The sequence below is a fragment of the Neobacillus bataviensis genome (genome assembly GCF_019969725.1).
The window spans coordinates 747,917-771,355 of sequence record NZ_JAHXYW010000001.1 but is presented as its reverse complement, the minus strand read 5'-3'; the positions used below and the strand labels follow the sequence as shown (position 1 = coordinate 771,355).

Annotated in this window: 28 protein-coding genes and 1 tRNA gene; 23 read left to right on the top strand and 6 right to left on the bottom strand. The window is 37.3% G+C overall.

The features are described from left to right. Nucleotides 1–74: 74 nt before the first annotated feature. From LC455_RS03735 to LC455_RS03725, 3 genes are all read left to right on the top strand, one after another. Complete coding sequence (locus tag LC455_RS03735) at nt 75–398, top strand: hypothetical protein (RefSeq protein ID WP_223588287.1); 324 nt, start codon at nt 75–77, stop codon at nt 396–398. 197 nt (nt 399–595) lie between these two features. Next, nucleotides 596–2,347, top strand: a complete 1,752-nt coding sequence (locus LC455_RS03730) for an ABC transporter transmembrane domain-containing protein (RefSeq protein ID WP_223588286.1) — start codon at nt 596–598, stop codon at nt 2,345–2,347. Between the two features lies 1 nt (nt 2,348). Beyond that, nucleotides 2,349–4,145 carry an ABC transporter ATP-binding protein gene (locus LC455_RS03725; RefSeq protein ID WP_223588284.1) on the top strand — a complete coding sequence of 599 codons (1,797 nt, stop codon included), beginning with the start codon at nt 2,349–2,351 and terminating at the stop codon, nt 4,143–4,145. A 38-nt stretch (nt 4,146–4,183) separates the two neighbouring features. Here LC455_RS03725 and LC455_RS03720 read toward each other — a convergent pair whose 3' ends face one another. Beyond that, nucleotides 4,184–4,360, bottom strand: a complete 177-nt coding sequence (locus LC455_RS03720; protein ID WP_223588282.1) for a Spo0E family sporulation regulatory protein-aspartic acid phosphatase — start codon at nt 4,358–4,360, stop codon at nt 4,184–4,186. A gap of 278 nt (nt 4,361–4,638) precedes the next feature. Between LC455_RS03720 and LC455_RS03715 the strand changes: the two genes are divergently transcribed. The 3 genes from LC455_RS03715 to LC455_RS03705 all read left to right on the top strand — a co-directional run bounded on the left by LC455_RS03715 (nt 4,639) and on the right by LC455_RS03705 (nt 7,309). Then, nucleotides 4,639–5,346, top strand: a complete 708-nt coding sequence (locus LC455_RS03715) for a cytochrome c biogenesis CcdA family protein (RefSeq protein WP_223588280.1) — start codon at nt 4,639–4,641, stop codon at nt 5,344–5,346. Between the two features lie 80 nt (nt 5,347–5,426). Continuing rightward, on the top strand, nt 5,427–5,894 hold the full coding sequence (locus LC455_RS03710; protein ID WP_223588278.1) for a CcdC family protein: 468 nt from the start codon (nt 5,427–5,429) through the stop codon (nt 5,892–5,894). Between the two features lie 188 nt (nt 5,895–6,082). Continuing rightward, on the top strand, nt 6,083–7,309 hold the full coding sequence (locus LC455_RS03705; protein ID WP_223588277.1) for a L,D-transpeptidase family protein: 1,227 nt from the start codon (nt 6,083–6,085) through the stop codon (nt 7,307–7,309). An 86-nt stretch (nt 7,310–7,395) separates the two neighbouring features. Here the strand turns inward: LC455_RS03705 and LC455_RS03700 are convergent, their stop codons facing one another. Next, entirely contained in the window at nt 7,396–7,821 is a 426-nt protein-coding gene (locus LC455_RS03700; protein WP_223588275.1) for a DUF2621 domain-containing protein, read from the bottom strand. A 210-nt stretch (nt 7,822–8,031) separates the two neighbouring features. On the opposite strand from LC455_RS03700, the gene LC455_RS03695 reads away from it, so the two are divergent. Then, nucleotides 8,032–8,128, top strand: a tRNA-Sec gene (locus LC455_RS03695). 116 nt (nt 8,129–8,244) lie between these two features. Here LC455_RS03695 and LC455_RS03690 read toward each other — a convergent pair. Continuing rightward, nucleotides 8,245–8,682 (bottom strand): tyrosine-type recombinase/integrase, encoded by a 438-nt coding sequence (locus LC455_RS03690; RefSeq protein ID WP_223588705.1) that lies wholly within the window; start codon nt 8,680–8,682, stop codon nt 8,245–8,247. A 265-nt stretch (nt 8,683–8,947) separates the two neighbouring features. Beyond that, on the bottom strand, nt 8,948–9,535 hold the full coding sequence (locus LC455_RS03685) for an ATP-dependent DNA ligase (RefSeq protein WP_223588273.1): 588 nt from the start codon (nt 9,533–9,535) through the stop codon (nt 8,948–8,950). A 183-nt stretch (nt 9,536–9,718) separates the two neighbouring features. On the opposite strand from LC455_RS03685, the gene LC455_RS03680 reads away from it, so the two are divergent. The 3 genes from LC455_RS03680 (at nt 9,719) to LC455_RS03670 (ending at nt 11,099) form a co-directional block, all read left to right on the top strand. After that, nucleotides 9,719–9,916, top strand: a complete 198-nt coding sequence (locus LC455_RS03680) for a hypothetical protein (RefSeq protein ID WP_223588271.1) — start codon at nt 9,719–9,721, stop codon at nt 9,914–9,916. 572 nt (nt 9,917–10,488) lie between these two features. Beyond that, nucleotides 10,489–10,746, top strand: coding sequence for a hypothetical protein (locus LC455_RS03675; protein WP_223588269.1), 258 nt, complete (start codon nt 10,489–10,491; stop codon nt 10,744–10,746). A gap of 50 nt (nt 10,747–10,796) precedes the next feature. Further along, complete coding sequence (locus tag LC455_RS03670) at nt 10,797–11,099, top strand: hypothetical protein (protein WP_223588267.1); 303 nt, start codon at nt 10,797–10,799, stop codon at nt 11,097–11,099. Between the two features lie 1,104 nt (nt 11,100–12,203). On the opposite strand, the gene LC455_RS03665 is transcribed toward LC455_RS03670, so the two are convergent. Next, the gene (locus LC455_RS03665) at nt 12,204–12,416 is read right to left on the bottom strand and encodes a hypothetical protein (RefSeq protein WP_223588265.1); all 213 of its coding nucleotides are present in this window, start codon (nt 12,414–12,416) and stop codon (nt 12,204–12,206) included. A gap of 61 nt (nt 12,417–12,477) precedes the next feature. Further along, a complete protein-coding gene (locus LC455_RS03660) occupies nt 12,478–12,582 on the bottom strand; it encodes a helix-turn-helix domain-containing protein (protein WP_223588264.1) in 105 nt (34 codons plus the stop codon). Between the two features lie 71 nt (nt 12,583–12,653). Here LC455_RS03660 and LC455_RS03655 point away from each other — a divergent pair, with 71 nt between their 5' ends. From LC455_RS03655 to LC455_RS03595, 13 genes are all read left to right on the top strand, one after another. Then, nucleotides 12,654–12,941 carry a hypothetical protein gene (locus LC455_RS03655; RefSeq protein ID WP_223588262.1) on the top strand — a complete coding sequence of 96 codons (288 nt, stop codon included), beginning with the start codon at nt 12,654–12,656 and terminating at the stop codon, nt 12,939–12,941. Nucleotides 12,942–13,313: 372 nt separating this feature from the next. Next, nucleotides 13,314–13,904: a flavin reductase family protein gene (locus LC455_RS03650; protein ID WP_223588260.1), complete on the top strand. Its 591-nt coding sequence runs from the start codon at nt 13,314–13,316 to the stop codon at nt 13,902–13,904. A gap of 243 nt (nt 13,905–14,147) precedes the next feature. Next, on the top strand, nt 14,148–15,146 hold the full coding sequence (locus LC455_RS03645; protein WP_223588258.1) for a 2-hydroxyacid dehydrogenase: 999 nt from the start codon (nt 14,148–14,150) through the stop codon (nt 15,144–15,146). Nucleotides 15,147–15,165: 19 nt separating this feature from the next. Further along, a complete protein-coding gene (locus tag LC455_RS03640; protein ID WP_223588257.1) occupies nt 15,166–16,503 on the top strand; it encodes an ABC transporter substrate-binding protein in 1,338 nt (445 codons plus the stop codon). A gap of 72 nt (nt 16,504–16,575) precedes the next feature. Next, nucleotides 16,576–17,559, top strand: a complete 984-nt coding sequence (locus tag LC455_RS03635; RefSeq protein WP_223588255.1) for a carbohydrate ABC transporter permease — start codon at nt 16,576–16,578, stop codon at nt 17,557–17,559. Between the two features lie 26 nt (nt 17,560–17,585). Then, entirely contained in the window at nt 17,586–18,419 is an 834-nt protein-coding gene (locus tag LC455_RS03630) for a carbohydrate ABC transporter permease (RefSeq protein ID WP_223588253.1), read from the top strand. A gap of 34 nt (nt 18,420–18,453) precedes the next feature. Next, nucleotides 18,454–18,798, top strand: a complete 345-nt coding sequence (locus tag LC455_RS03625) for a hypothetical protein (protein WP_223588251.1) — start codon at nt 18,454–18,456, stop codon at nt 18,796–18,798. Nucleotides 18,799–18,808: 10 nt separating this feature from the next. Continuing rightward, entirely contained in the window at nt 18,809–19,492 is a 684-nt protein-coding gene (locus LC455_RS03620; RefSeq protein ID WP_223588249.1) for a polysaccharide deacetylase family protein, read from the top strand. 4 nt (nt 19,493–19,496) lie between these two features. Further along, the gene (locus LC455_RS03615) at nt 19,497–20,003 is read left to right on the top strand and encodes a hypothetical protein (protein WP_223588247.1); all 507 of its coding nucleotides are present in this window, start codon (nt 19,497–19,499) and stop codon (nt 20,001–20,003) included. After that, nucleotides 20,000–20,509 (top strand): hypothetical protein, encoded by a 510-nt coding sequence (locus tag LC455_RS03610; RefSeq protein WP_223588246.1) that lies wholly within the window; start codon nt 20,000–20,002, stop codon nt 20,507–20,509. Before LC455_RS03615 ends, LC455_RS03610 begins: the two co-directional genes overlap by 4 nt. 2 nt (nt 20,510–20,511) lie before the next feature. Then, complete coding sequence (locus tag LC455_RS03605) at nt 20,512–21,918, top strand: family 4 glycosyl hydrolase (RefSeq protein ID WP_223588244.1); 1,407 nt, start codon at nt 20,512–20,514, stop codon at nt 21,916–21,918. Nucleotides 21,919–21,942: 24 nt separating this feature from the next. Beyond that, a complete protein-coding gene (locus LC455_RS03600) occupies nt 21,943–22,716 on the top strand; it encodes an SDR family NAD(P)-dependent oxidoreductase (protein WP_223588242.1) in 774 nt (257 codons plus the stop codon). A gap of 25 nt (nt 22,717–22,741) precedes the next feature. Continuing rightward, nucleotides 22,742–23,431, top strand: a complete 690-nt coding sequence (locus tag LC455_RS03595) for a polysaccharide deacetylase family protein (RefSeq protein WP_223588240.1) — start codon at nt 22,742–22,744, stop codon at nt 23,429–23,431. The last annotated feature ends 8 nt before the right edge of the window (nt 23,432–23,439 follow it).

The window sequence follows — 23,439 nt, the reverse complement described above, 5'->3', positions numbered from 1 at the left end:
ACCTATGTACCTTTTTCTGCTTATGTGTTATTAGAAGTCGCGAACCTTCATAAAATTTATTGGAGGTGCTGGAAGTGAAAAAGCATGTAAGTGAAATTGAATGTCTTGTCTGTAAAGGAACACATTTTCGAAAAGGATATTTTGTTGCCAACTACGAAAAATTTGATGAGAAAATTAAGTGGAATGTTAAGACTGAAGCAGGGGTGCAGTTTTATTTGGAATCTGAAGAGGACAATCCATTAAACCGAATTCCCGAGAGAGTAAACTTATTTTCTTATATTTGCGAAGAATGTGGTTATATCATGAACTTTACTAAAGAAAAACAAGTGGAAAGCAAGAAACTTGAAAGAATTAGAAAACAAAAGCAAACCATGTATGATTGGACTAAATTTAAATAATGAATCGAGAACACTTAGCACTCAACTATTAAGTGTTTTTTTTGATTGGAAATATGACGAAGGAGAGAGGGATCCTCTCTTTTTTTATGCAAAAAAGGCGATTATTTCTAATCTTTATTATTTTACAAATATTTGATAAAATAAAACTTCAGCATGTCGGATGGTCATTTTTAACAACATCCTTTGGGGGCGTTTGAATGAAGGTATTTTTAGAATTAGGCTGGTTTTTTAAGCAGGAGAAAAAGGCATACATATTCGGGATTTTTCTTTTAATGTTGGTAGCGCTTTTAACCTTGGTCCCGCCGAAAGTAATCGGTATTATTGCAGACCATATTCACGATGGAACAATGACAAAGGGGATCCTGCTTCAATGGATGTTGGTCCTGGTAGGCACAGGTCTATCGATGTATGTTCTACGATATTTTTGGAGAATTATGATTTTTGGTTCGTCCGTCAAACTAAGCAAGATACTAAGGGATCGTTTGTTTCAGCATTTTACGAAAATGTCGCCAGCCTTTTATCAAAAAAGCCGAATTGGTGATTTAATGGCTCATGCAACAAATGACCTCCAAGCGATTCAACAAACAGCCGGTGCCGGCGTTTTAACGCTGGTTGACTCGCTTTCAACCGGTGGATTTGTCATCATCGCCATGGCATTTACGATCAGCTGGAAATTAACGCTGATTTGCTTGATTCCCATGCCGATTATGGCGATCTTAACCAATTGGTTCGGGACCATGTTACATAAAAGCTTTCATAAGGCTCAGGAAGCCTTCTCATCACTAAACGATAAAACACAGGAAAGTATAACAGGAATCAAAGTCATCAAAACATTTGGTCAGGAACAAGAAGATATAGACGATTTCCGCAAACAATCGGAAGACGTTGTACAAAAAAACATTGTAGTGGCAAAAATAGATTCCCTCTATGACCCTACCATTTCGATTATTGTCGGTATTTCCTTCTTCCTATCCATTGTGTTTGGCGCAAAATATGTTCTCAATAACGAGTTAACGATTGGGGAATTAATTTCATTTACGACCTATTTAGGCCTATTAATCTGGCCGATGCTAGCGTTCGGCTGGTTATTTAACATCGTGGAACGCGGCCGTGCTTCCTATGACAGGGTGGCGGCACTTCTTCGAGAAAAAGTAGAAATCACCGATAAAGAGGATGCTGTGGACATGATTCCGTGCGGTGATATTCAATACAGACTTGCAGAATTTACTTATCCTGGTGAATCACGCCCCATCCTAAAAGATATCACTTTTTCTTTAAATAAAGGTGAAACCCTGGGGATTGTAGGAAAAACGGGTGCAGGAAAAACAACTTTGTTAAAACTGCTTATTCGCGAGTTTGAAGGGTATCATGGGGAAATCCTTTTTGGGGAAAAAACACTGCAAGACTATAAACTAGCAAAATTGCGCGAAGCAATCGGTTATGTTCCACAGGATCATTTCTTATTTTCAGCGACTGTGGCAGAAAATATTGCCTTTACCAATCCTTCAGCAGAAAAAGAGGAAATTGAAAAGGCCGCAGCCTTAGCTAATATCCATGAAGATATCCTTCAATTTACAGATGGTTATCAAACGATCGTCGGAGAACGGGGAGTTTCGTTATCCGGCGGGCAAAAGCAACGTATTTCCATTGCCAGAGCACTCTTAATGAATCCGGAAGTATTGGTTCTTGATGATTCTTTATCAGCGGTAGATGCCAAAACAGAGGAAGCGATCCTTTCGTCATTAAAGCAAAACCGAGAAGGAAAAACCACGATCATTACTTCACACCGCTTGAGTGCCATCCAACACGCCAATCTGATTCTAGTTCTTGAGGATGGCCGAATTATCGAGCAAGGTACCCATGAAGAACTCATGGAATTAGACGGATGGTACAAAGAAATGTATTTACACCAGCAGCTTGAAGAGTTGGTTGAGCATGGGGGGCATTAATATGGAAGAGAAAGTACAGCTTTCCGAACGGGAGCAACGAAAAGTCTTATACCGCCTTCTTTCCTATACAAAGCCGCATAAAAAAATCATCGGGATTGCCTTTATCTTACTACTGTTAACAACGATAGGAGATATCGTTCTCCCAATCCTGGTTAAAATTTTTATCGATGATTATTTGACGCCAGGGAAGCTTGCGTTTCGGCCTTTACTCATTCTGGGGTCCATCTACATGGGAATCCAGATAGTAAAAGCAATCCTGTTCTTTTTTCAATTAGTGAAGTTTCAGGAGATCGCCCTTTATATCATTCAGCAGCTGCGAATTGATGTTTTTTCCAAGGTGCAGGCACTTGGTTTAAAGTATTTCGATAAGACGCCGGCCGGAAGCATTGTGTCACGGGTAACGAATGATACGGAAGCCATTAAAGAGATGTTTGTAACGGTCCTATCCACGTTTATTCAAAGCGGATTCCTGCTGTCAGGTATATTCATTGCGATGTTCATTTTGAATGTAAAGCTAGCCTTGTTTTGCGTCATCATCATTCCCATCCTTATCTACGTCATGGCCTTGTACCGAAAATTAAGTTCACGCTATTACCTTGCCATGCGGGAGAGACTGAGCCAATTAAACGCGAAGCTGGCAGAGTCACTTCAGGGAATGTCGATTATTCAAGTGTTTCGCCAGGAAAAACGTCTGCGCTATGAGTTCGGTGAGATTAACAATCAGCACTACAGTGCAGGAATGAAAAATATAAAAATTGACGGTTTGCTGTTAAGGCCGGCCATTGACCTGATTTATACGTTTGCCCTTATCATTGTACTGGGCTACTTCGGCATTACTTCCTTCCAACACAGCATTGAAATTGGTGTCATCTATGCCTTTATCAATTATTTGGACCGTTTTTTTGAGCCTGTTAATCAAATGATGATGAGACTCTCTTTATACCAGCAAGCCATAGTGGCTGGTTCTCGAGTCTTTAAATTACTAGATGAACAGGAGCTGGCACCGGCTCAGAACGAAGAAAAAGAAATGACAATCGAAAAGGGAAAAATAGAATTTAAAGACTTGAGTTTTTCCTATGACGGTAAGCGGAATGTGTTAAAAAAGATTTCCTTTACTGCCAATCCGGGCGAAACAGTCGCCCTCGTTGGTCATACCGGAAGTGGAAAAAGTTCGATTATTAATTTAATGATGCGCTTCTATGAATATGAACAGGGTGAGATTTTGATTGATGGGGAATCGATTCGCCAATATACAAAACCGGAACTGCGTGAAAAAATGGGGCTTGTCCTCCAGGATCCGTTTTTGTTTTATGGAACAGTCAAGGATAATATCCGCCTTCATAATCAAGACATGACTGATGAGCAGGTAATGGAGGCGGCAAAGTTTGTCCAGGCCCATACCTTCATTGAAAAACTAGATGACGGATTTAACCATAAGGTAGTAGAGAGGGGCGCAACCTTCTCAAGCGGTCAACGACAGCTCATCGCCTTTGCGAGGACAATTGCCGCGAATCCGAAAATACTAGTTTTGGATGAAGCAACGGCCAATATTGATACAGAAACCGAAGAAGCGATTCAAACAGCGCTGTCCAAAATGCGAAAGGGCAGAACGACCATTGCGATTGCCCACCGTTTATCAACTATCCAGGATGCGGATCTCATTCTTGTGCTGCATCAGGGAGAAATCGTAGAGCGGGGCACGCATCAAGAGCTGCTGGCTCTTGGCGGGTTGTATCACAAAATGTTCCTTCTGCAAAATGGAGCAGTCGAAAGATATGAGGATGTCATGAATTTATAGAAAAAAAGCCTGGCGTGCTGCCAGGCTTTTTGCATGATTTAATAAGTAGAGTGTGATACTTTCTTTATATACATTCGATTATATTCATTTAATAGATTGTCTAGCTCCTGGCTGTAGCGAATGGCAACGGAGGAGGTCAAGCCGTTAGTGATCGCGACTTGAATTAATTCAGCTCGCTTTTTTTCAATAAGGACTACTAAATCTTGTTTGATCACGGGCGAGTTCCTTTCCGGATAATCTCCAATTTTTTTGGTAGAAAAATAATACTAAACTACCAAAAGGCATTGTTTTACTAGTATAACCTATGATGTAAATAATTTCAAAGGAAATTGTAAGAAATTATCCAATCTCGACGGACATAAATTTTGAAAATAGAGAGTATGTTGAAGGGACAGAAAGTAGTCAGAGTCACAAAATATTCATGATAATCATTATCTTTTAGGTTAAAGTTTTGTTAGAATGAAAGGGTATCGACTATAGTGGGAGTGTTAATATGTCAGATGTAAATATATTTTTAGCTTTAGGTGCGGGATTTTTGAGTTTTATTTCACCATGCTGTCTGCCGCTTTATCCCGCCTTTTTATCGTACATCACTGGAATGTCGGTAGGGGAATTACAAAGTGAAAATGCTTTACTGCAAAAGCGAAGTTTGCTTCACACCTTGTTTTTCCTATTAGGATTTTCGATTATTTTTATTGCCATCGGCTTTGGGACATCTTTTCTTGGGAGCTTTTTCTCAAATTACAAAGACCTCATACGTCAATTGGGCGGAATTTTTATTGTTTTCTTCGGATTAATTATCGTGGGTGTATTCAAACCTGAGTTTATGATGAAGGATCGCCGCTTCGAGTTTAAGAATCGTCCGTCGGGCTTTTTAGGATCCATTTTAATCGGTATGGCTTTTGCAGCTGGCTGGACCCCATGTACAGGACCGATTCTATCATCTGTTATTCTACTTGCTGGATCAAATCCTGAATCAGGTGTGTTATACATGTTTGCTTATTCCTTAGGATTTGCAATCCCATTTTTTATTTTATCCTTCTTTGTAGGACGGATGAAATGGATTAAAAAGAACAGCGGCAGGATTATGAAGATTGGCGGCTATATCATGATTGTCATGGGGATTGTACTTTTCTTTGATTGGATGACCAAAATCATTATTTTGTTTTCCCGTTTGTTTGGGGGCTTTACTGGATTCTAATTTCATATAAAAATTTTGTTCAATTTTTATATTCTGATGTATAATATGTAAGTAAATTCTTAGATAAGGAAGAGAATCCTATGAACTACGTTGTTGTTTCTTCAATCGGAGCAGTTTTTATGGGCTTTTTTGTCTTATTCATACGAATGAAGGCAGCAAACAAACCCACAAATCTTAAGAAGATTATCCTGCCGCCTTTTTTCATGTCCAGCGGTGCCCTAATGTATCTGGCCCCACAATTTCGGTTAACACCGATGGAAATATTAGAAGCGGTCATTGTCGGAATGCTTTTTTCGATATTGTTGATTAAAACCTCACAATTTGAAATTCGTGACAATGATATTTATTTAAAGCGATCAAAGGCGTTTATATTTATTTTAGTCGGATTATTAGTACTCCGCGTTGTTTTAAAAACGATTTTAAGCAGTACAATTGATATTGGCCAGCTTAGCGGCATGTTCTTCCTGCTTGCATTCAGCATGATTGTGCCATGGCGTGTGGCTATGTACCGGGATTATAAAAAACTCTATAAGCAATTACATGGATAAACACTGTCTCTTCCCGAGTCAGTGTTTTTTTAATGCTCTGCTAATGAATATAAAGTGAAATCGCTTAATAAAAATTATTAAGCTTATTTTTTTTGCATACTACTTTTGCTATTGTCTCGTGTTGGTTTAACAGAATCCTCCGATATCTCATGTGTTTTATGGATGACTACGTGATTGGGGAGATACCAATGAGAAAAGTATCGGTTATTTTTGTTCTGTTCCTAGGTCTTTTGTTACCCGCAACTCAAATAGAAGCGGCAGGCAATTCCCAGTTTATTATCATTAACAAAAGGACGAATACGCTTGCCTTTTATGATGGCGGTCATTTGGTTAGAAGCTTTAAAGTGGCAACGGGAAAAACAAGAAGTTTGACGCCAGAAGGGAAATTTAGGATTGTCAACAAGATCAAAAATCGGCCCTATTATACGGGCCATATAGCGGGTGGAGACCCTAGGAATCCTTTAGGAGACCGCTGGATGGGACTGGAAGCGAGAGGTACATACGGCACCACCTATGGGATACATGGCAATAATAATGAAAATTCAATTGGTAAATATGTCAGTCACGGCTGTGTCCGAATGCATAATGAGGAAGTGCGCTGGCTGTTTGACCAGGTCAAAATGTTTACAACTGTGGTCATCACCTATTCGAACAGCAGCTTCGACACGATTGCTCAAGCAAATGGGTATGGTGTGAGCGTTCCTGCAAGTGGTGGAATAGAAAATGAGAATCCTGCACCGATTAATGGCTGGGTAGTGACGAACGGTAAAACCTATTACTATACTAATGGGACGGCAAAAACCGGCTGGCAGTCCGTTAACGGTAAATCGTATTATTTTGATAATAAGGGAGTCATGAAGACAGGTTGGATGTCTCTTGGCGGAAAGACTTATTATCTGGATGGAAAAGGGGTTAGGCAAACAGGCTGGGTAGAAGAAAGCGGCAAAAGGTATTACTTTGATCTAACAGGGGTGATGAAAACAGGTTGGTTTGAGGAAAATGGCAAGTGGTATTATCTTGATCCGAAAACTGGAGAGATGAAAACCGGCTGGCTGTCATCAGGAGAAAAAAGCTATTATTTTGACCAGGACGGAATCTTGAAAACGGGCTGGGTGGAAGTCGAAGGCAAGTGGTATTATCTCAATCAGAGAGGAGAAATGGATACAGGCTGGTTTAATTTTAAGGGCAAATGGTATTATCAAGATACCAATGGTGTGATGAACACGGCAGCAACACCTGTCATGAGCCAGTTAAAATTCTATGAAAATCCCGAACCACTAAGGAACGGGTGGGTAACATTTTCAGGAAATCGATATTATCTAGGCAATAATGATGGATTGGTATCCAGCTGGTTGAGCTATGAAGGTTCAAGGTATTATCTCCATATTAGTCTAGATATGGTTGGAATTCGATGAAATACACATGAATTGTGTCCTGGCAGCTATGCTGTCAGGGCAATTTTTTGTGGTCAAAAGAAAAACCGTTCCTAGAATGGAACGGATTAAAATAAGTGGTCATATGGAGCAACATCGATTCTATTTTCAAACAGTTTTTTACGCAAAAATTTATGATCTCGTTTGGGTGTTGCAAGTATATAGCCTCTGATGACCAGTTCTTCGGTAATTTTAGCAGCATTTTCTTTTAAAGCCAGTTCGCCAATTTTACCGGCAATTTTATGCCTCGCCACATCACGGAAAAGCTCGGGCACTGGACTAACTAAATCTTCTAGAAGGGATTTCTCATCGCCGCTCCACAAATGACGTGTTTCATTTACATAATGTTCTTCCCAATCCATTACGGATTTGCCATCTTCCTTCGGCATCTTCTTCAAAAACTTTCGAAACATAAAATATCCCCCGATGGCAAATGAACCAACCAGGAAAACGACCCAGAAAAGGATAAACCATAAAAACCAACCATGAAGCATCTTATTCACCTACAAAAAACTATTTTTCAACTTATTATAGTATGTTTTTGACAATAATGACAAGTTAACTCCTTTTAAGTTTGTGCTATGTAAATTGGTTGGCAATTGGTGTAGGAGTAGATAGTTGTCGAAAAAGTGACAAATAAGGCAATCCTATTGTAAAATACAATATACCAAGGTATTATGATTACGAATAATAGATTATGGAATGGGGCTGATTGGGGTGCTGGTGCCCTCCACAGTCTTCAAAACTGCTTGAGACCTGCGTGCCAGGTCTGGTGGGTTCGATTCCCACGCAGTCCCGCCAATCCAGTCATATCAAGGGTTCCAGCGAATTCCTTTCTTACATAGACCTGAGGGCACTCGGTCTTTTTTTATGTTAAGTGCCCAAAAGTGCCGTTTGTGATTTTTGTACCATTGAAGTTACTGAAGAATTTCATCCAAGGTGTTAACAGCTAGTTCTTCAATCGAATTTGTTACATGTGAATAGGTATCCAATGTAACATTGATTCTTGAGTGACCTAATCGAGCACTGACTATTTTTGCATTTACATTCTCTTTAAGCAAAATGGTCGCATGAGAATGTCTCAGATCATGGAACCGGATATCTGGGAGTCCAGCAGCTTTTAATGCTCTCTTTAGAGCCCTCGTAATTTCAGAAGGAGCCATTATATTTCCTTTTGAATTGCAAAAGACAAGATTATGCGGATTGTACGTTTCACCAAGAATTTTTCTTCGATGGTCATGTTCGGCTTTAAGAGATTGTAATAACTTTACTAATTTAGCTGTTAATTTTACTCCTCTTGGTTCTTTTCCTTTGGGGAGTGCATTGAAAAAATACTTTCCATTCGCCTCCGTAATGGTTTCGCAAATATAAAATTTATTGGCTCTAAATAAAATCCACGTAATCCCATTTCAATCCGATTAATTCACTTTTTCGCATTCCAGTGTGAATAGACGTTTTGATGATCGGATAATACACGAATGATTTTTCTTTTGCAGTTTCCAACAATGAATTCAGCTATTCCGCCTCAAGGGTTTTCATTTTTAATCCCCGCATACCGACCCTCCTCGGAGGATAATAGCCAACCAAATTCATCTTTAAGATATCCCATCACTATTACATTTAGATATTGGTAATTAATGACCTTGAGCCAGGAGTATGACCGCTTCCCAATTCATAAGGGCTGTCCTTTTTCTTAAGTACAATTCCCTCAAGGTTTTGTTCTTTGATTAGGTTAAAGAGGGTAATACCGTTCCCATCTATACTCATTACTTTGGTTAAAAGGGGGGTATTAACTGGTATTATCGCATCTAGGATTTCTTTTCTCTTATATAATGGCAGTTGAGTTACCTTCTCACCCTTATAATACAGTACGTCGAATGCCACGAAAGACACTGGTTCCAGTTTTGCCAACAGTTTCACCTTTTCCGAATTGAACACCGAAAACCTACTCATGACTGCCTCGAAATCAGGTTTACCTGAAATATCTGTTACGATCACTTCCCCGTCCAAAACGGTTCCCTTTGGAATGTCTAAATTCAATAGTTCAGGAAAACGATTGGTAACATCGGTTTTATGGCGTGTATAAAGCTTTTTATCTTCTATATGGGAATAGATGAGTCGGAACCCATCCATTTTCGGTTCTGAAACATAATCATCATTGTTAAAAGGCTGTTCGGATTTATGGAGGAGCATTGGGCTTATAAACATATTTTTCACCTCTATACAATTATACTATGGAAATGGATTACAGAAATTAGGAGGTTATTGGAATCATCTCCTAATGTCAGGAGGCTAATAGTTGCAGTCGATAAAATTCAAATCAAATTCATAATTTTTCCATTCGAATGATAAAAAAAACTTCATAATTATTAAAAGAAGGAGGTGAAGGAAATGAGTCGACTTGTTATTATGGAAGTGGCGATGAAAGAGGAATTACCTGAACTGGACAACATTTATTTTGGGGGCAAGGTATTACTTCATTATGAAGAGGATATTCCTTTTATTGTGGCTGGAACCACATCAAGAATGGGGCAAGAAGCCGCAATTGAGCTTTTAAGAGGATGTGAACAATTTAAAGCTTATCATTAGCATCTTTTTGGAACTGAGGTAAAATCATTTGTTATGGATGATAAGCACTTTAAGAAAGTGAAAAATTGGATGCATTACTTTCATCCGAATGGAATCTACCGATAAAAAGTGATTAATTAAACAAAATGTACATAATAAAGGACAGTCATTTCGTCAACTGCGAGCATTTCCGAAAAGATTAAATGGCTACGCTGTGTAGGCAGGGATAACAAGAATTTACATCCGCATTTATTCCGTCATATTGCAGCGACAATTTTCCTGGAAGCTGAATAAACCGCGCAAGATAAAGCGATAAACTATAATGTCACCTTAACGGGTGGCTTTTTTTGTACGAAAAAAGAAAAAGCGCCAAAAGACGCTCTTGTAAATGCTTACTTTAATCAAGGGATATTAATATATTATGAGGGTTGTCTTATAAAGACATGGACAAACATGGAGCTTATATAAAAAAACCACCCTTGAATTAAAGGGATGGTTTCATATGGAGGATTCCTAATATTGTTCCTTATATACCTTTATGTATACATACAGAACATAGGTTCTTATATAATATTAAGAAAGGGGGCGATTATATGGCGATACGTGATCGCGGTATGGTTAAATGGCAGGCAGCATTTCAATTGCCAGAATTAGCGAAGACTCAGAAGGATTTTTGGCGTGATACTAAGCGGGAAGGAAGCCAATCATTGACGAGCATTAAGCAGAAGAGTTCGACTTACGCATTATTTACGCAATGGAATATAATCCTGACTTTGTATAGTAATACCGACCATACCGCCTGTAAACTCACAAGAAAATACCCCTCCTATAGACGCTCACTCTCTCTTTAGTCAGCTTTTTGCGACAAAAATTATACGTGTCATTGGCGGTCATATCGGTCATGAACCTTCAATACCAACCAAATGTAAAAAATGGTAAATATCAATTTCAAATCATCATTAAGGATATTTACGATTTACTTTTAACCATTAACGACAAAGATTGTGATGAGCTGACAAAAATACATGATTATATTGATGAAAATATTAATAAGTATGTTGAACATATCAAAAAGCCTTTTTATAATTTTGAACCTACAAAGATTATGGGATTTACGGCAAAGTCATTTGTTAAATATTTTGATGTTGAACCAAGTCAATATAAAGAATTTATAAAAGATTTGCAGAAATTTGCCTATATTTAACCAAATACCAGAAAACACTCGTAGATTTATATATTATGCAATGAAAACGTATAAAGTGAAGTCGTATGGTTCAGGAATACAGGTTATTTTATCCCTATTACAGGGACAGTTAAGTTTGTCTCCTGAGGAATTGAGGAAGGAAATTGATATCCTTTGTTATGCAGAATTAGTTGACACATTCACTTTGGAATATGATGAAGTCCTTATTCTTCAATATTTTGATTCCGACCGGAATGAAATTTTGGAAAGCTTATATAATTTCTGTAAAGAAAACAATAGGAGTTTACAGGACTTAATTGTAAATGTTAACTTCAGTAAACTAGACTAAAGTGTTAAGCTTTTGAGATATCAAATCGATTTAAGGAGGCCAATTATAGACGATTATGAGGCGGAATAATTAAATCTTCGAATCGATTGAATATTACCACTCTGCCCTTGCGGCTTCTAAACCTGCGATAGTTCATATGTTTTCTTGACATAAAAACAGTCTTGTTCACCTAACGTCCATTTAGTTAAAAATGTGCTCGCAATATAGAATGAGCTCCTAATTAAGAAATCCTTTTTCTTTTTAAGTTATCGTTATTGTTTTAACTTTATATTTTTTTCCTAGTTTATGGATGGTTACATGTACTTCTTCCAGCGATGATTGTAATTCAAAACTACTGAGGTGTTGCAGAATCTCCACTATTGCATTTAGAAGATAATATATATGGTGTCTATCCCATCGATTTGTGATTGTTATCGAATTGGAAAAAACATTTTAGTATTGGGTGCAACAGTTACTAATGTTTAAAGAAACAAAAAATATTTTATTCTTTCAGCCTAGTCCTTGATAATCATATTTAATTTGTTCTAGGGATGTCAAAATGATCCCATCTTCCATGATTTAAATTTATACATCATGGTATCCATCTTAGAAAAAATTCGGTGCCGAGTTTGGTGCCCATTTATAAAAATTTAGTGATACTACAAAACACTCGAAATATTCAGGTGAGCAATATGGATGTCCAAGGACAACATAAGAAATTTTCACCTATCAATAATTTAGTATAAAGCGTAAATTGGGTTTGGGCAGTCACCTTTTGTGGCTGCCTTATTTTATTCTTAAAAAAGCGCATCCAAAATATCGGCAGCTCGCTTTTTTTGTTCGCCTGTTTGCAATTTACCATTGTAGTAGACTGCTTCTTTGTTTTTTAATAAATGTTGAACTTCCAGATTCTTATAAAATTCTGAAGATATATGGACATATTCAAAGGGATCATAGCCAGCTTTAATGGCTAAATCACCGTTTGTTTCGAATGTTGTAATAAGAAGCAATCTTATTAATTACGTCTGGTGTTGGCTTTCTTGTTTTTTTAGTACGAGGGTCAAATCCTTCTTATAATGTAGTCAGATAAGTATGGCTTACTCCAATTCCCTCTGCTGCTTCTCTTATTGATTTATTACCTCTTAAGGCTTTTAAATATTCACCAAACTCGTTCATTGAAAATCACCACTTGTAAAATATTTCTTACTAAATTGTAAATCACGGTTGACATTTTTGTAAGTGAGGGGATGAATATACCTCGGTGGCAAAAGTGGTGTGAAAAAGGTCAAATTCCCCCAAATTACAAAAGATTACTCCATTGGTATAATTATTCTATGCACCATACGCGCCGGACGCTCGGCGGATGGAATACGAGCTATCCTATTACGGAGTCGCGGATGCCAAATTCAAGGGAAGAGACCTCCCGGTCTTTACTAACAGTCACGGTAGCGATTCGATTGAAGAAGACGGGGATTAGTATTATGAGTACCTTGCCATGGACTGCTGCAAGGTACGCAGGATCCGGACCACTCTAGGCACCCTAAAAAAAGGGGATGTCATTACCATCATCTATCACGGGAACAAGAGAGAATGACCGAAACATTTAAACCACAGTATACCGGTGGATTTTACTTTTGAGCTAAAAGAACTTTGAAACAAATCTCTTTTTAGTCTTGTACCTTTTGACGATTCCCCATTACTTTTTTCGGCCAGCACAAAAAATGGAGGAGATGGTCGATAAGAGCGACTAAATTTTGCACATTGGATTTCAAGTGAAGAAAATACTTAATATTAGTAAAATTCGGAATATTACGTTGACCCATCAACCCCTGTATGGTAGATTAGTTTTAGCAGCTTTATGACATTAATAAACTGTTAATGAACTTGAAATTTATGGAGGATGAAAAATGCATCTAAATCCTTCTTCATTATCCGAAAGTGAATTATATAAAATTCTTAGTGGAGCTGTTTCACCAAGACCGATTGCCTGGATTTCCACAATGAGTCAAGAAGGTAGATTTAATTTGGCTCCTTTTAGCTTTTTTACAGTTGTTTCTTCAGAACCGCCAATGATCTGTTTTTCGATCGGGCCTGGAGAAGGGGAACGAGAAGGGACATTCAAAGACACTTTAACTAATATTCGTGATACACATGAGTTTGTTTTTAATTTTGTACCATTCAATTTAATTCAAGAGATGGAACAAAGTTCAAAAGATTACCTTCCTGATGTTGATGAATTTAATGAAATTGGCGTTAATCAGTTGAATAGCACTATAGTAAAACCGCCGGGTGTAAAAGAGTCACCTATTCAATTTGAATGTAAGCTCGATAAAATTGTCCCTTTAGGGAAATACCATTTAGTTATTGGTAAGGTTGTTCATATCCACCTTAAAAATGAATACTATCAAAATGGTAAACTTAATCTAATTAAATTACAGCCAGTAGGACGATTAGCTGGGAATTACATACAAGTAAAAGAGATATTTAATCTTAAATAAAACACAAAGTAAACTAAAATATAAAGATAAATATTTTATAAGAATAATATTCAAAAAATTAAAAAAACGGGTTGACCCAACAACCCGTGTATGTTACATTTTAAATTAGATTCAGCCATTACAATTACACTTCAACTTGTTCAACAAACTCCAACTTTGCAATGTTTACGCCTCAGAATCAACAAATTTCAATTAGTTCACCAAACAGGAAAACAAACTTAATCTTATTAAAGGGTGGGAAGAATGACGGAAAGTCCGCAAAAAAAACGAATACTTATAGCTTCCAACACATTTGAGACAGAAAAAGATGCCTACAAAGTATTAGAAGAATTAAACTGTGAGGTAGTGACAATCCCAGCTAATGAAAGAAAAAATTGGACGGAGGAGGACTTAGCTAAAGCAATTCAAGGTTTTGATGGAGCTATTTTCGGAGGAGACCACATTATTTCATCACGGGTTCTTGCAAACGCTGATAACTTAAAGGCAATTTCTTTGAACTGTACTGGTTTTAATCATGTTAATGTAAGCGCTGCCACGGACAAAGGGATTTCTGTTTTTAACATGCCTGGATTAAGTTTTAATGCGGTTGCAGATTTTATCTGGGGTCAAATTCTAGCCGTAATGCGTCAAATTGTTAAAGGGGACCGAGCTATTCGCTCAGGTAAATGGGTAAGTGGTGTAGAGAAAAGTACCGCTGTATCAGGAAAGACTATTGGTATTATTGGAATGGGTTCGATTGGCGAAGCAGTAGCTAAAAGAGCCATTGGGTTTGACATGAATATTCTTGCAAATGTACGAACGAAAAGACATGAGTTGGTCGATAGATATCATTTAACATTTGTTTCTAAGGAAGAATTATTATTCCATTCTGACATAGTAGTTATCTGTTGCCCCTTAAGTGATGAAACTTTTCATATGATTGGTGAACGAGAGCTTAATTTAATGAAAGATTCTAGTTTTATCATTAATAGTTCGAGGGGGGAAATTATAGATGAAGATGCCCTTTATCAAGCTTTATTGAAAGGGAATATTGCTGGAGCTGCACTTGATGTATTTAAAGATGAACCTTTAACAGAAAGTAAGTTTTTTTCACTAAAGAATGTTGTTCTTACACCACATATAGGAGGTTTGGCTGATCAGCAAATCTTTGCATGTGCGGAAGGTGCTGCAAAAAACTTAGTATCCTTTTTTAAAGGGGAAGAGGTCCCTTATATAGTAAATCCTAGCGTTTCAATAAATTAATATATTTGGGGTGAGGGTTATGAGAAAAAAGGTAAAATGGTTTCTTTCAACTGTAATAACTGTAGTTTTGATTTCTACTATTTTAATTGGGTGTTCTAAAGATACCGCTAGTTCCGGAAATGGTAGCGGAAAACAGGTAAATATTAAATTTTGGACACAATCAGATCCAACTTATAAGAAAGCAGCACAAACGTTAATAGACAAGTTTGAAAAAGAAAACCCAAACATTAAGGTTAAATTAGAATCTTTTCCGGAGTATGCAACCAAAGTAAGTACTGCTTTTAATACTGGGAACGCTCCTGACGTTCTAGAAATGTTCGGAAGCTCTATTAAATTAGCTCAAGGTGGGAAGGTCCTTCCTGTTCCAGAAAGTGTTATGAGTAAAGCGGAAATTGAAAAGACTTTTACTCCTGATAGTTTAAAGAACCGAACTTATAAAGGAAAATATTATGGTCTTCCTAATGAAATTTCGATGGAGTCTCCAGGATTATTGATCAATGAAGATTTAGTTAAAAAAGCAGGATTAACAATTCCTGAGTCCTGGGTAAAAAATAATGGACCCGCATCTTGGGCAGAGCTTCGGGATTTTGCAGAAAAATTAACAGTGATTGAGAACGGTGTTATGAAACAAGCTGGTTTAGGTGTAATTGGCGGTCAGGAAGAGGCAATGTTTTTATCATTAATTTGGCAGTATGGTGGAGAATATCGAGATGAGAAAAATGGAAAAGTTAACTTTACATCTCCAGAGGCAAAAAAAGCAATTGAATTTATACAAGGCTTGATATCAGGTGACCATAGAGTTCATGATAAAGGGTTTAGTAAACGATTTGATGGTTTTGTTGGAAAATCCAATGCGATGACAATCGGAGCACCTTGGTATGCAGCAAGTATCAGTTCGGATGTTAAAGATTTTAAATACCAGTATTTCAATTTACCTCCATTTGTTGATGGGTCTAAGCCGTATTTTGTAACAGAAGGCGGTTGGGGATATCTGGTAAGTGCAAAATCAAAACATCCTGAAGAATCTTGGAAACTGGTGAAATTCCTACTTCAAAAGGATAATCAGGATTATTGGACAAAAGAGGTTGGTTCTATTTCTTCCAGAACAGATGCAGCTGTAAACACAAATTATGATCCTGCAGTGGGTTCAGTAGAAAAAGCGATTGCTATCTCTTCAAAGATTACTAATGATGGTCGTGATGCCGGCGCTTATACTGGAGATACAAGCCAATTAATTTGGACTATTGTTCGTCAAAATCTTGCTGCTATTTTACAAAAAGAAGTATCCATTGATAAAGGCTTGAAAAATATGGAAGACCAAGCGAATCAAATGATTGAAAGGAACAATAGGAAGTAACAGGAAATTACCTTAACTAAATGGGAGGGAAATTTTATTCCCTCTCATTATTTAAAAAGGAGGGAGCAATGATTGAATGATACTAGAATATCGGAGCAAATTGGGAAAACAGAGCTTCAGAGGAAGATAGATAAAGTGGGAGCTTTTTCAAAGTTAAAATCTACTATTCAACATGATAGGTTTCAAAGTAAATTTTTTATTTTGGTCGTGTTAATTCCAACCGCAGTTTGGTTTTTTACATTCATGTTCTATCCTATTTTTCTTACTTTTAAAAATAGTTTTACAGATGCCAATTTAGCTTACAACGATGAGAGTTTTATTGGACTAGAAAATTATAAAAGACTGCTCAGTGATCCTTCCTTTCATATTGCCCTGAAAAATACAATTTTCGCCGTCCTGTATATTGTGCCAACTACTATTGCTCTATCTCTCACAGCAGCGCTATTACTTAATTCATTTAATAAGAAAATTAGAGAAACTTTTACCTTATTCTACTTTTTGCCAGTAGTTACTTCAATGGTTGCTATAAGTATTGTATGGTCTTGGTTATACAATCCAAGTTACGGACTATTTAACTACTTATTAAATTTATTGGGCCTCCCTACACAAGGGTTTCTCACATCGCCTAAGCAATCCTTGCCATCTATAAGTGTCATTCAGATTTGGAAAGATGTAGGCTTTTACACTGTAATTTTACTAGCTTCGTTAAGGACTATTCCTAAAACGTATTATGAGGCAGCTACGGTAGATGGGGCTAATAGATTCCATATTTTTCGATACATTACGTTGCCTTTAATGAAACCAATTTTAATCTTTGTAGGGATTGTTTCAACGATTGGAGCATTCAAAATATTTGATCCTATTAAAGTCATAACCGATGGCGGCCCTGGAAATAGTACGATGGTTCTGGTTCTGTATATTATCCGGCAAGGGATTACCAATTCGGAAATTGGCTATGCATCAGCGATAGCTGTTGTCATGTTTGTGATCGTTTTATTCATTACACTAATTCAATGGTTTTTAACTCGGTCGGATAAAAATGAGGGTATACATTGATCACAGTTTATTAGAAAGGAGACAAGATGGTGCAAAGGACATTTCGGTTTAAAAGGTTCAAAATCCTGCAATTTACACTGTTGTTGTTAGGCGCAATGATTATGATGCTTCCATTCTGGTGGATGATGTTGTCTTCTTTTAAGCCTGCGAGCGAATTACTGCAAGTTCCACCAACATGGTTTCCGAAAAGCTTTTCACTGGCCAATTATAAAGAAGTATTGGAAGTTATGCCATTTTGGCATTACCTTTCAAATAGTGTTTTTATTGGAGTTTTAAATACATTTGTGGGTGTCTTAACCAGCTCCTTAGTCGGATATGTGCTTGCAAAATATCGTTTTTGGGGACGAAAATATGTCATCTCAATGATTTTGGCGACGATGATTATCCCCTATCAAGTCCTTATGATTCCCTTGTTTACTATCATGATGGATCTTGGTTGGATTGATTCATATGCAGTATTAACAGTTCCGTATTTTTTTAACATATTTGGAATTTTTCTAATGAGGCAATTTATGTTAGATGTACCGAATGAACTAATCGAAGCTGCAAAAATGGATGGATGTTCACATTTTCGGATTTTTTTCAGCATCGTCTTGCCAGTGGTAAGACCGGCTCTTGCAACGTTAAGTATCCTTCTTTTTATGGAAAGCTGGGATTCATTTTTATGGCCGCTAATTTCCGTCAATTCAGAGAAGTACATGACGCTGCCAATTGGTCTGAACTCATTCTTAAGTGAACATTTTGGAAGATTTGATCAACTGGTTACCGCATCAGTTATGTCTGTATTACCAATGATCATCATTTTTTTAATTGCACAAAAGAGCTTTATAGAAGGAATTTCACTTACAGGTTCTAAGTAGTGATGAAATTTTCAATTAAATGGGGTGAATTAAAATGGGTACTGAAGTTACATCAGATATTCTGTTAGAACAATTAGAAAAACTAATTTTTACAAAGGAAGAGTTTAAAACTCTATATGATTTTTGTAGTAATCGAAACTATGGTGAAGAAGGTATTCCTGTTTACCTTATGCTTGATGATTTAACTAATAGTCAAGATGATACTCTATCCATTCAATCAGGAGATCCTATGTTTAACTTCCTCTTAGCTAAGGCAGCAAATGAATTAATATCTCACCTTACGACAGAAGGTCACGAGTTGACTGAGCTTGATGTTGCCAAGGCGTTTGAATTACTTGCTGAAAAATATTTTTCGTTCAATTCGGGAACTCCAAAATAAGGTGATAAATATGACACTTTCAAAGGTAAACCCATCTCTACTTAATGGAAGTTATATTCGAACAATCAATTTCCATAACACTCCTAATTGCCGGATAGAAGAATACGATAGAATGCTTGCTTTTTACCGGGAACATTTTGAGCCAGTTTCTAAAGAGGATTTAGATGAATTTTTTGAGGCCAAAAGGTGGAACAAAAAGAAGCCTGGGTTGATTATCAATTTTTATAACGGCTATCGGAATAACTTTGATATTATGTATCCCATTTTAGAGAAGTATGGTTTTGTGGGTTGGTTTTTTTTAGCAACAGAGTTTTTAAGTGTACCTTCTAATCAGCAAAAGGAATATGCCGCAGCCCATACTTTGTTGCTTGGCGAAAATGAATATGACGATTCACGTTTTGCTCTATCTTGGGAGGAAGTACGTGAACTAAGCAAACGTCATGTCATTGCCAGTCATACTAAAACACACAGTGAACTAACTGAGTTTTCAACTGATAAGGATATGATTAGGGAAATTATTGATTCTAAGATTGAAATCGAGGAGCAAATACAGTCCGAAATATCTGCGTTTGCTTGGCTTGGAGGGAAGGAATTCTCAGGAAACCCATCCGCTTCAAAATATCTTCGTCAGGCAGGATATCAATATCTCTTCAGTAATCTGAAAATAGAGAAGATTGGAAATAGAGGTGTGTGAACACATGGTGAACGTAACGGAACAAAAAGCTTTTCAGTTGGATATTCCAACTTTGCTTTCTTTTCACAAATGCAATGAAGTCCTTGAGTATGTTGCATCATCGGTTTCTAAGGATCGATTTTATTGCGAAATTAATTATCAGGCGAAAGATAATAACGGCCCACATTGGTTCGGATACCGTTGTTACATAAAGGACCTGCAAAGCAATAAATCCCTATACATTCACTTTGGTTTTATATTCCTGCCAAGTACGAAGGTAGGATTAATGGTTGAACTTGATAGAAACAATAACCTTGATGTTTATGAAAGGGTCTGGGATCAGATTGGTCCTTCCTCTGTTTATCATATCAATAAAGAAGAAAGTGATTATTTAAAATTATTTCTTCCCGATGACATATTAAGCCAGGTAACGGAGTTTGAATCGGCTGTAAAACAAGCGGAGTTTCTTCAAGATTATTTTGTTTCCTGCTGTGAGGCACTTTTAGCGGCAGCAAGAAAGGAGAAGCTATGAGGAACGCAGTTGAATTACAGAAATTTAAAGTTGAGCTAAAAGACCTCTTATCTTTATTTAACTTGACTCGAACAGTCAAGGAAGTAATTGAAACAACTAAAGGCGATTCCTTTGAAGTAAGGCTCGATCACCAGGCAGGAGATAATTTTGGTTCATACGCAGCAGGCTATCGCTGTTTTTTAAAGAATAAAAGGAATCAAAAAGAACTTTATATCTACTTTGGTGCTATTTACAGCTATAAAAAGCAGGCTGGTATTTTCGCAGAAGTGGATCAAAACAGTAATAAAGAACTTTTTAATCAAGTCTGGCAATACATTCAAATGTCAGAACATTATGACTTAAATAAGGAAGAAGCTCCTTTTGTAAAGCTTTTTCTCACTCCGCTGCAACATAAGGGGATTATGGAAGAGCCTGATGCTGACAAGCAAAAAGAGTTATTACGTTTATTTTTTAACAGAGTTTGTGAAGCATTTGTTAATGCACTTTCAGTTGAAGGGGGAAAATAAAAATGTCAAAGAATCGAAAAAAAATTGTTCTAATTGGTGCAGGTAGTGCTGTTTTTACACAAGGTTTGCTTGCTGACTTTATTCAGGCAAAAGATTTCGGCTCTTGGGAAGTTGGATTAGTAGATATTGATAAAAAAGCCTTAGATTCTATTACCTTATTAGCACAAAAAATGGTTGACAAGATGAATGTAGACATCGTTATTAGCTCCTCACAAGATCGACGTGAATTGCTTCCCGGTGCGGATGTAGTAGTTACGACTATTGCAGTTGGCGGTCGCCGTGCTTGGGAGAATGATGTATTCATTCCACGTAAATATGGAATTTACCAGCCTGTTGGTGATACTACTATGCCAGGGGGGATATCAAGAGCCCTAAGAATGATTCCAACAATGATTGAAGTAGCAAAGGATGTAAATGAACTTTGTCCTGAAGCATATTTCTTCAACTATTCGAACCCAATGACGGCTATTATTTCTGCTGTTAGAAAAGTAGTGGATTTTCCTGTTGTTGGTCTCTGTCACGGTTCTATATATCTAGAAAAATATTTATCTCGATTCTTAAGTGTAGACGTAGAACAAATTTCTTCGATTGGTGTTGGATTAAACCATCTAACTTTCCTGTATGACCTTCGTGTTGACGGAGAGAATGCTTGGCCGATTGTGAATAAAGTACTTAAAGAACAAAAGAAAAAAGTGGCAAAAGAAGGTCACGAATATAATTTCTTTAATCCAATGCTTGAGGATTCAGAGGTTCCGCAATTTATGGATAATCCTTTTTCTTGGGCGTTCTATGAAAAATATGGTGCTGTTCCAGCCGTTTTAGATAGGCATGTAGTTGAGTTTTTCCCTGAACGTTTTCCCGAAGGAAAGTATTACAACCATACCCTGGGCAAAAATGCATTTCCATTTGAGGCAGTAATTGAACGTGGCGATCGTGTATACAGCAATATGATAGGTCAGGCTGAAGGCGAACTCGAATTTAATAGCGAATTGTTCAATCGGACAGAGGGTGAACATGAACAGTTAGTAGAAATCCTCCGTTCTCTTTACCACGATGAACGTAAAACCTTTTATATTAACTGTCCAAATAAAGGTGCTGTACCTAATCTTCCTGCTAATTCTGTATTGGAAATGCCAGCTGTTGCTACTGGAAATGGCTTTTATCAAATGTTCGTACCTGATTTCCCTGAAACACTCGCATCCATTATTAGAAAGCGTCTCTCTGTGGTTGATCTCACTGTTGAAGCAGCAATTACCGGTAATCGAGACTTTGTGATTGAAGCGATGCTCCTTGATGGCGCGGTAACAAGTGAAGAAGTTGCAGAAAAGCTTACAGATGAACTGCTTCAAGCGCACAAACAATACTTACCTCAATTTTTTGGAGAGAAGACTATTCAAAAGACCATTTAATTAGCTTTTATAAGAGGTGAAACAATGGATTTAGGATTGCTGGGAAAGACAGTAGTAATCACTGGCGGCACTTCAGGAATTGGTAAAGCAATTGCAAGGAAACTCCTTGAAGAGGGTTGTAACGTAAGTGTTTGCGGAAGGAACAAAGAAAAAGGTGTGGACCTTTTAAAAGAGTTCGAACAAGAAGGGCTCAACATCCATTTCGAAAGTGCAGACGCGTCAAACTATGAAGAAGTAAGTCGCTTTGCTGAAAATACAGTTAAACGTTTTGGGAGAATAAATATTTGGATCAATAATGCTGGCATCTATCCGCAACAAAAACTGTTAGATATGACAGAAAATGATTGGGATTCTGTCTTTCATATTAATTTGAAATCAGTGTGGCTTGGTACTAAGGTTGCTTCGAGCTACTTGCAAGAAAATGGGAGTGGAGTTATTCTAAATGCCGCATCATTTGCGGCCATTATCCCTTCCGCAGGAAGCGGAGCGTATGCAGCTTCCAAGGCTGCAATATTAAGTTTGACAAAAACATTAGCTGGTGAACTTGCTCCTGCAAATATTCGAGTGAACGCTTATATACCAGGTGTAATTGAAACACCTATGACTGGTCCTTTGATTGAGAAAAACATGGAAAAGATGCTCCAAACTATCCCCCTTGGAAAGTTGGGGAAACCAGAGGATGTAGCTTCTGCAGTTGCATTTTTGGCTTCTGATGCATCGTCTTATATAACAGGAACCCATATAGAAATAAGTGGTGGGAAATTTTGTGTGCAAAACCCGATGTATGCTTGGACATGATGTACAATGGAAGGAGTGGAATATTTTGGAGAATACATTGGTTAAGGATGTAAAGGAAAATTTACTTCGTGGTCAATATATCCGTGCAATAAACTATCATAATACCCATTTTGTCGACCAAGGTAAGCTTGAGAGAGAGCTGAAATACTATCAACAGAATTTTTCACCAGTTTCAAAGGAAGACTTGGAAGAGTTTTTTGTAACAAAAGAGTGGAAAAAGGAAAAACCAGGGCTCATAATCTCTATGTTTGAAGCATATCGAAACAATTATGATGTGGCATTGCCACTACTTGAAAAATATGGATTTATTGGATGGTACCATATAATCACTGATTTTGTAGATACTCCTGTACCATTACAGAAGGAATTTGCCAAAAATCATAGCATTGATATTGACCAATTCGATGAATATAGTCATGACGGGCGGTATGCAATGACATGGGATGAGGTTCGGGAGGTTGCAAAAAATCATGTAATTTGTAGCCATACACGCAGCCATTACAGGATTTCATTAGACACCCCTGAAGAGGTAATGAAACGCGAAATTGTTGAATCAAAAACTATTTTAGAAGAAAAGCTTCAGCAAGAAGTTGATATTTTCTGCTGGCTTGGGGGAGCGCAGTTTAATCAAAACCCAGTTGCGGCAGATATTATTAAAAACGCAGGGTATCGTTATTTATTTGGAAACAGTAAGATTCATAGAATTGCATTATAAATAAGGAG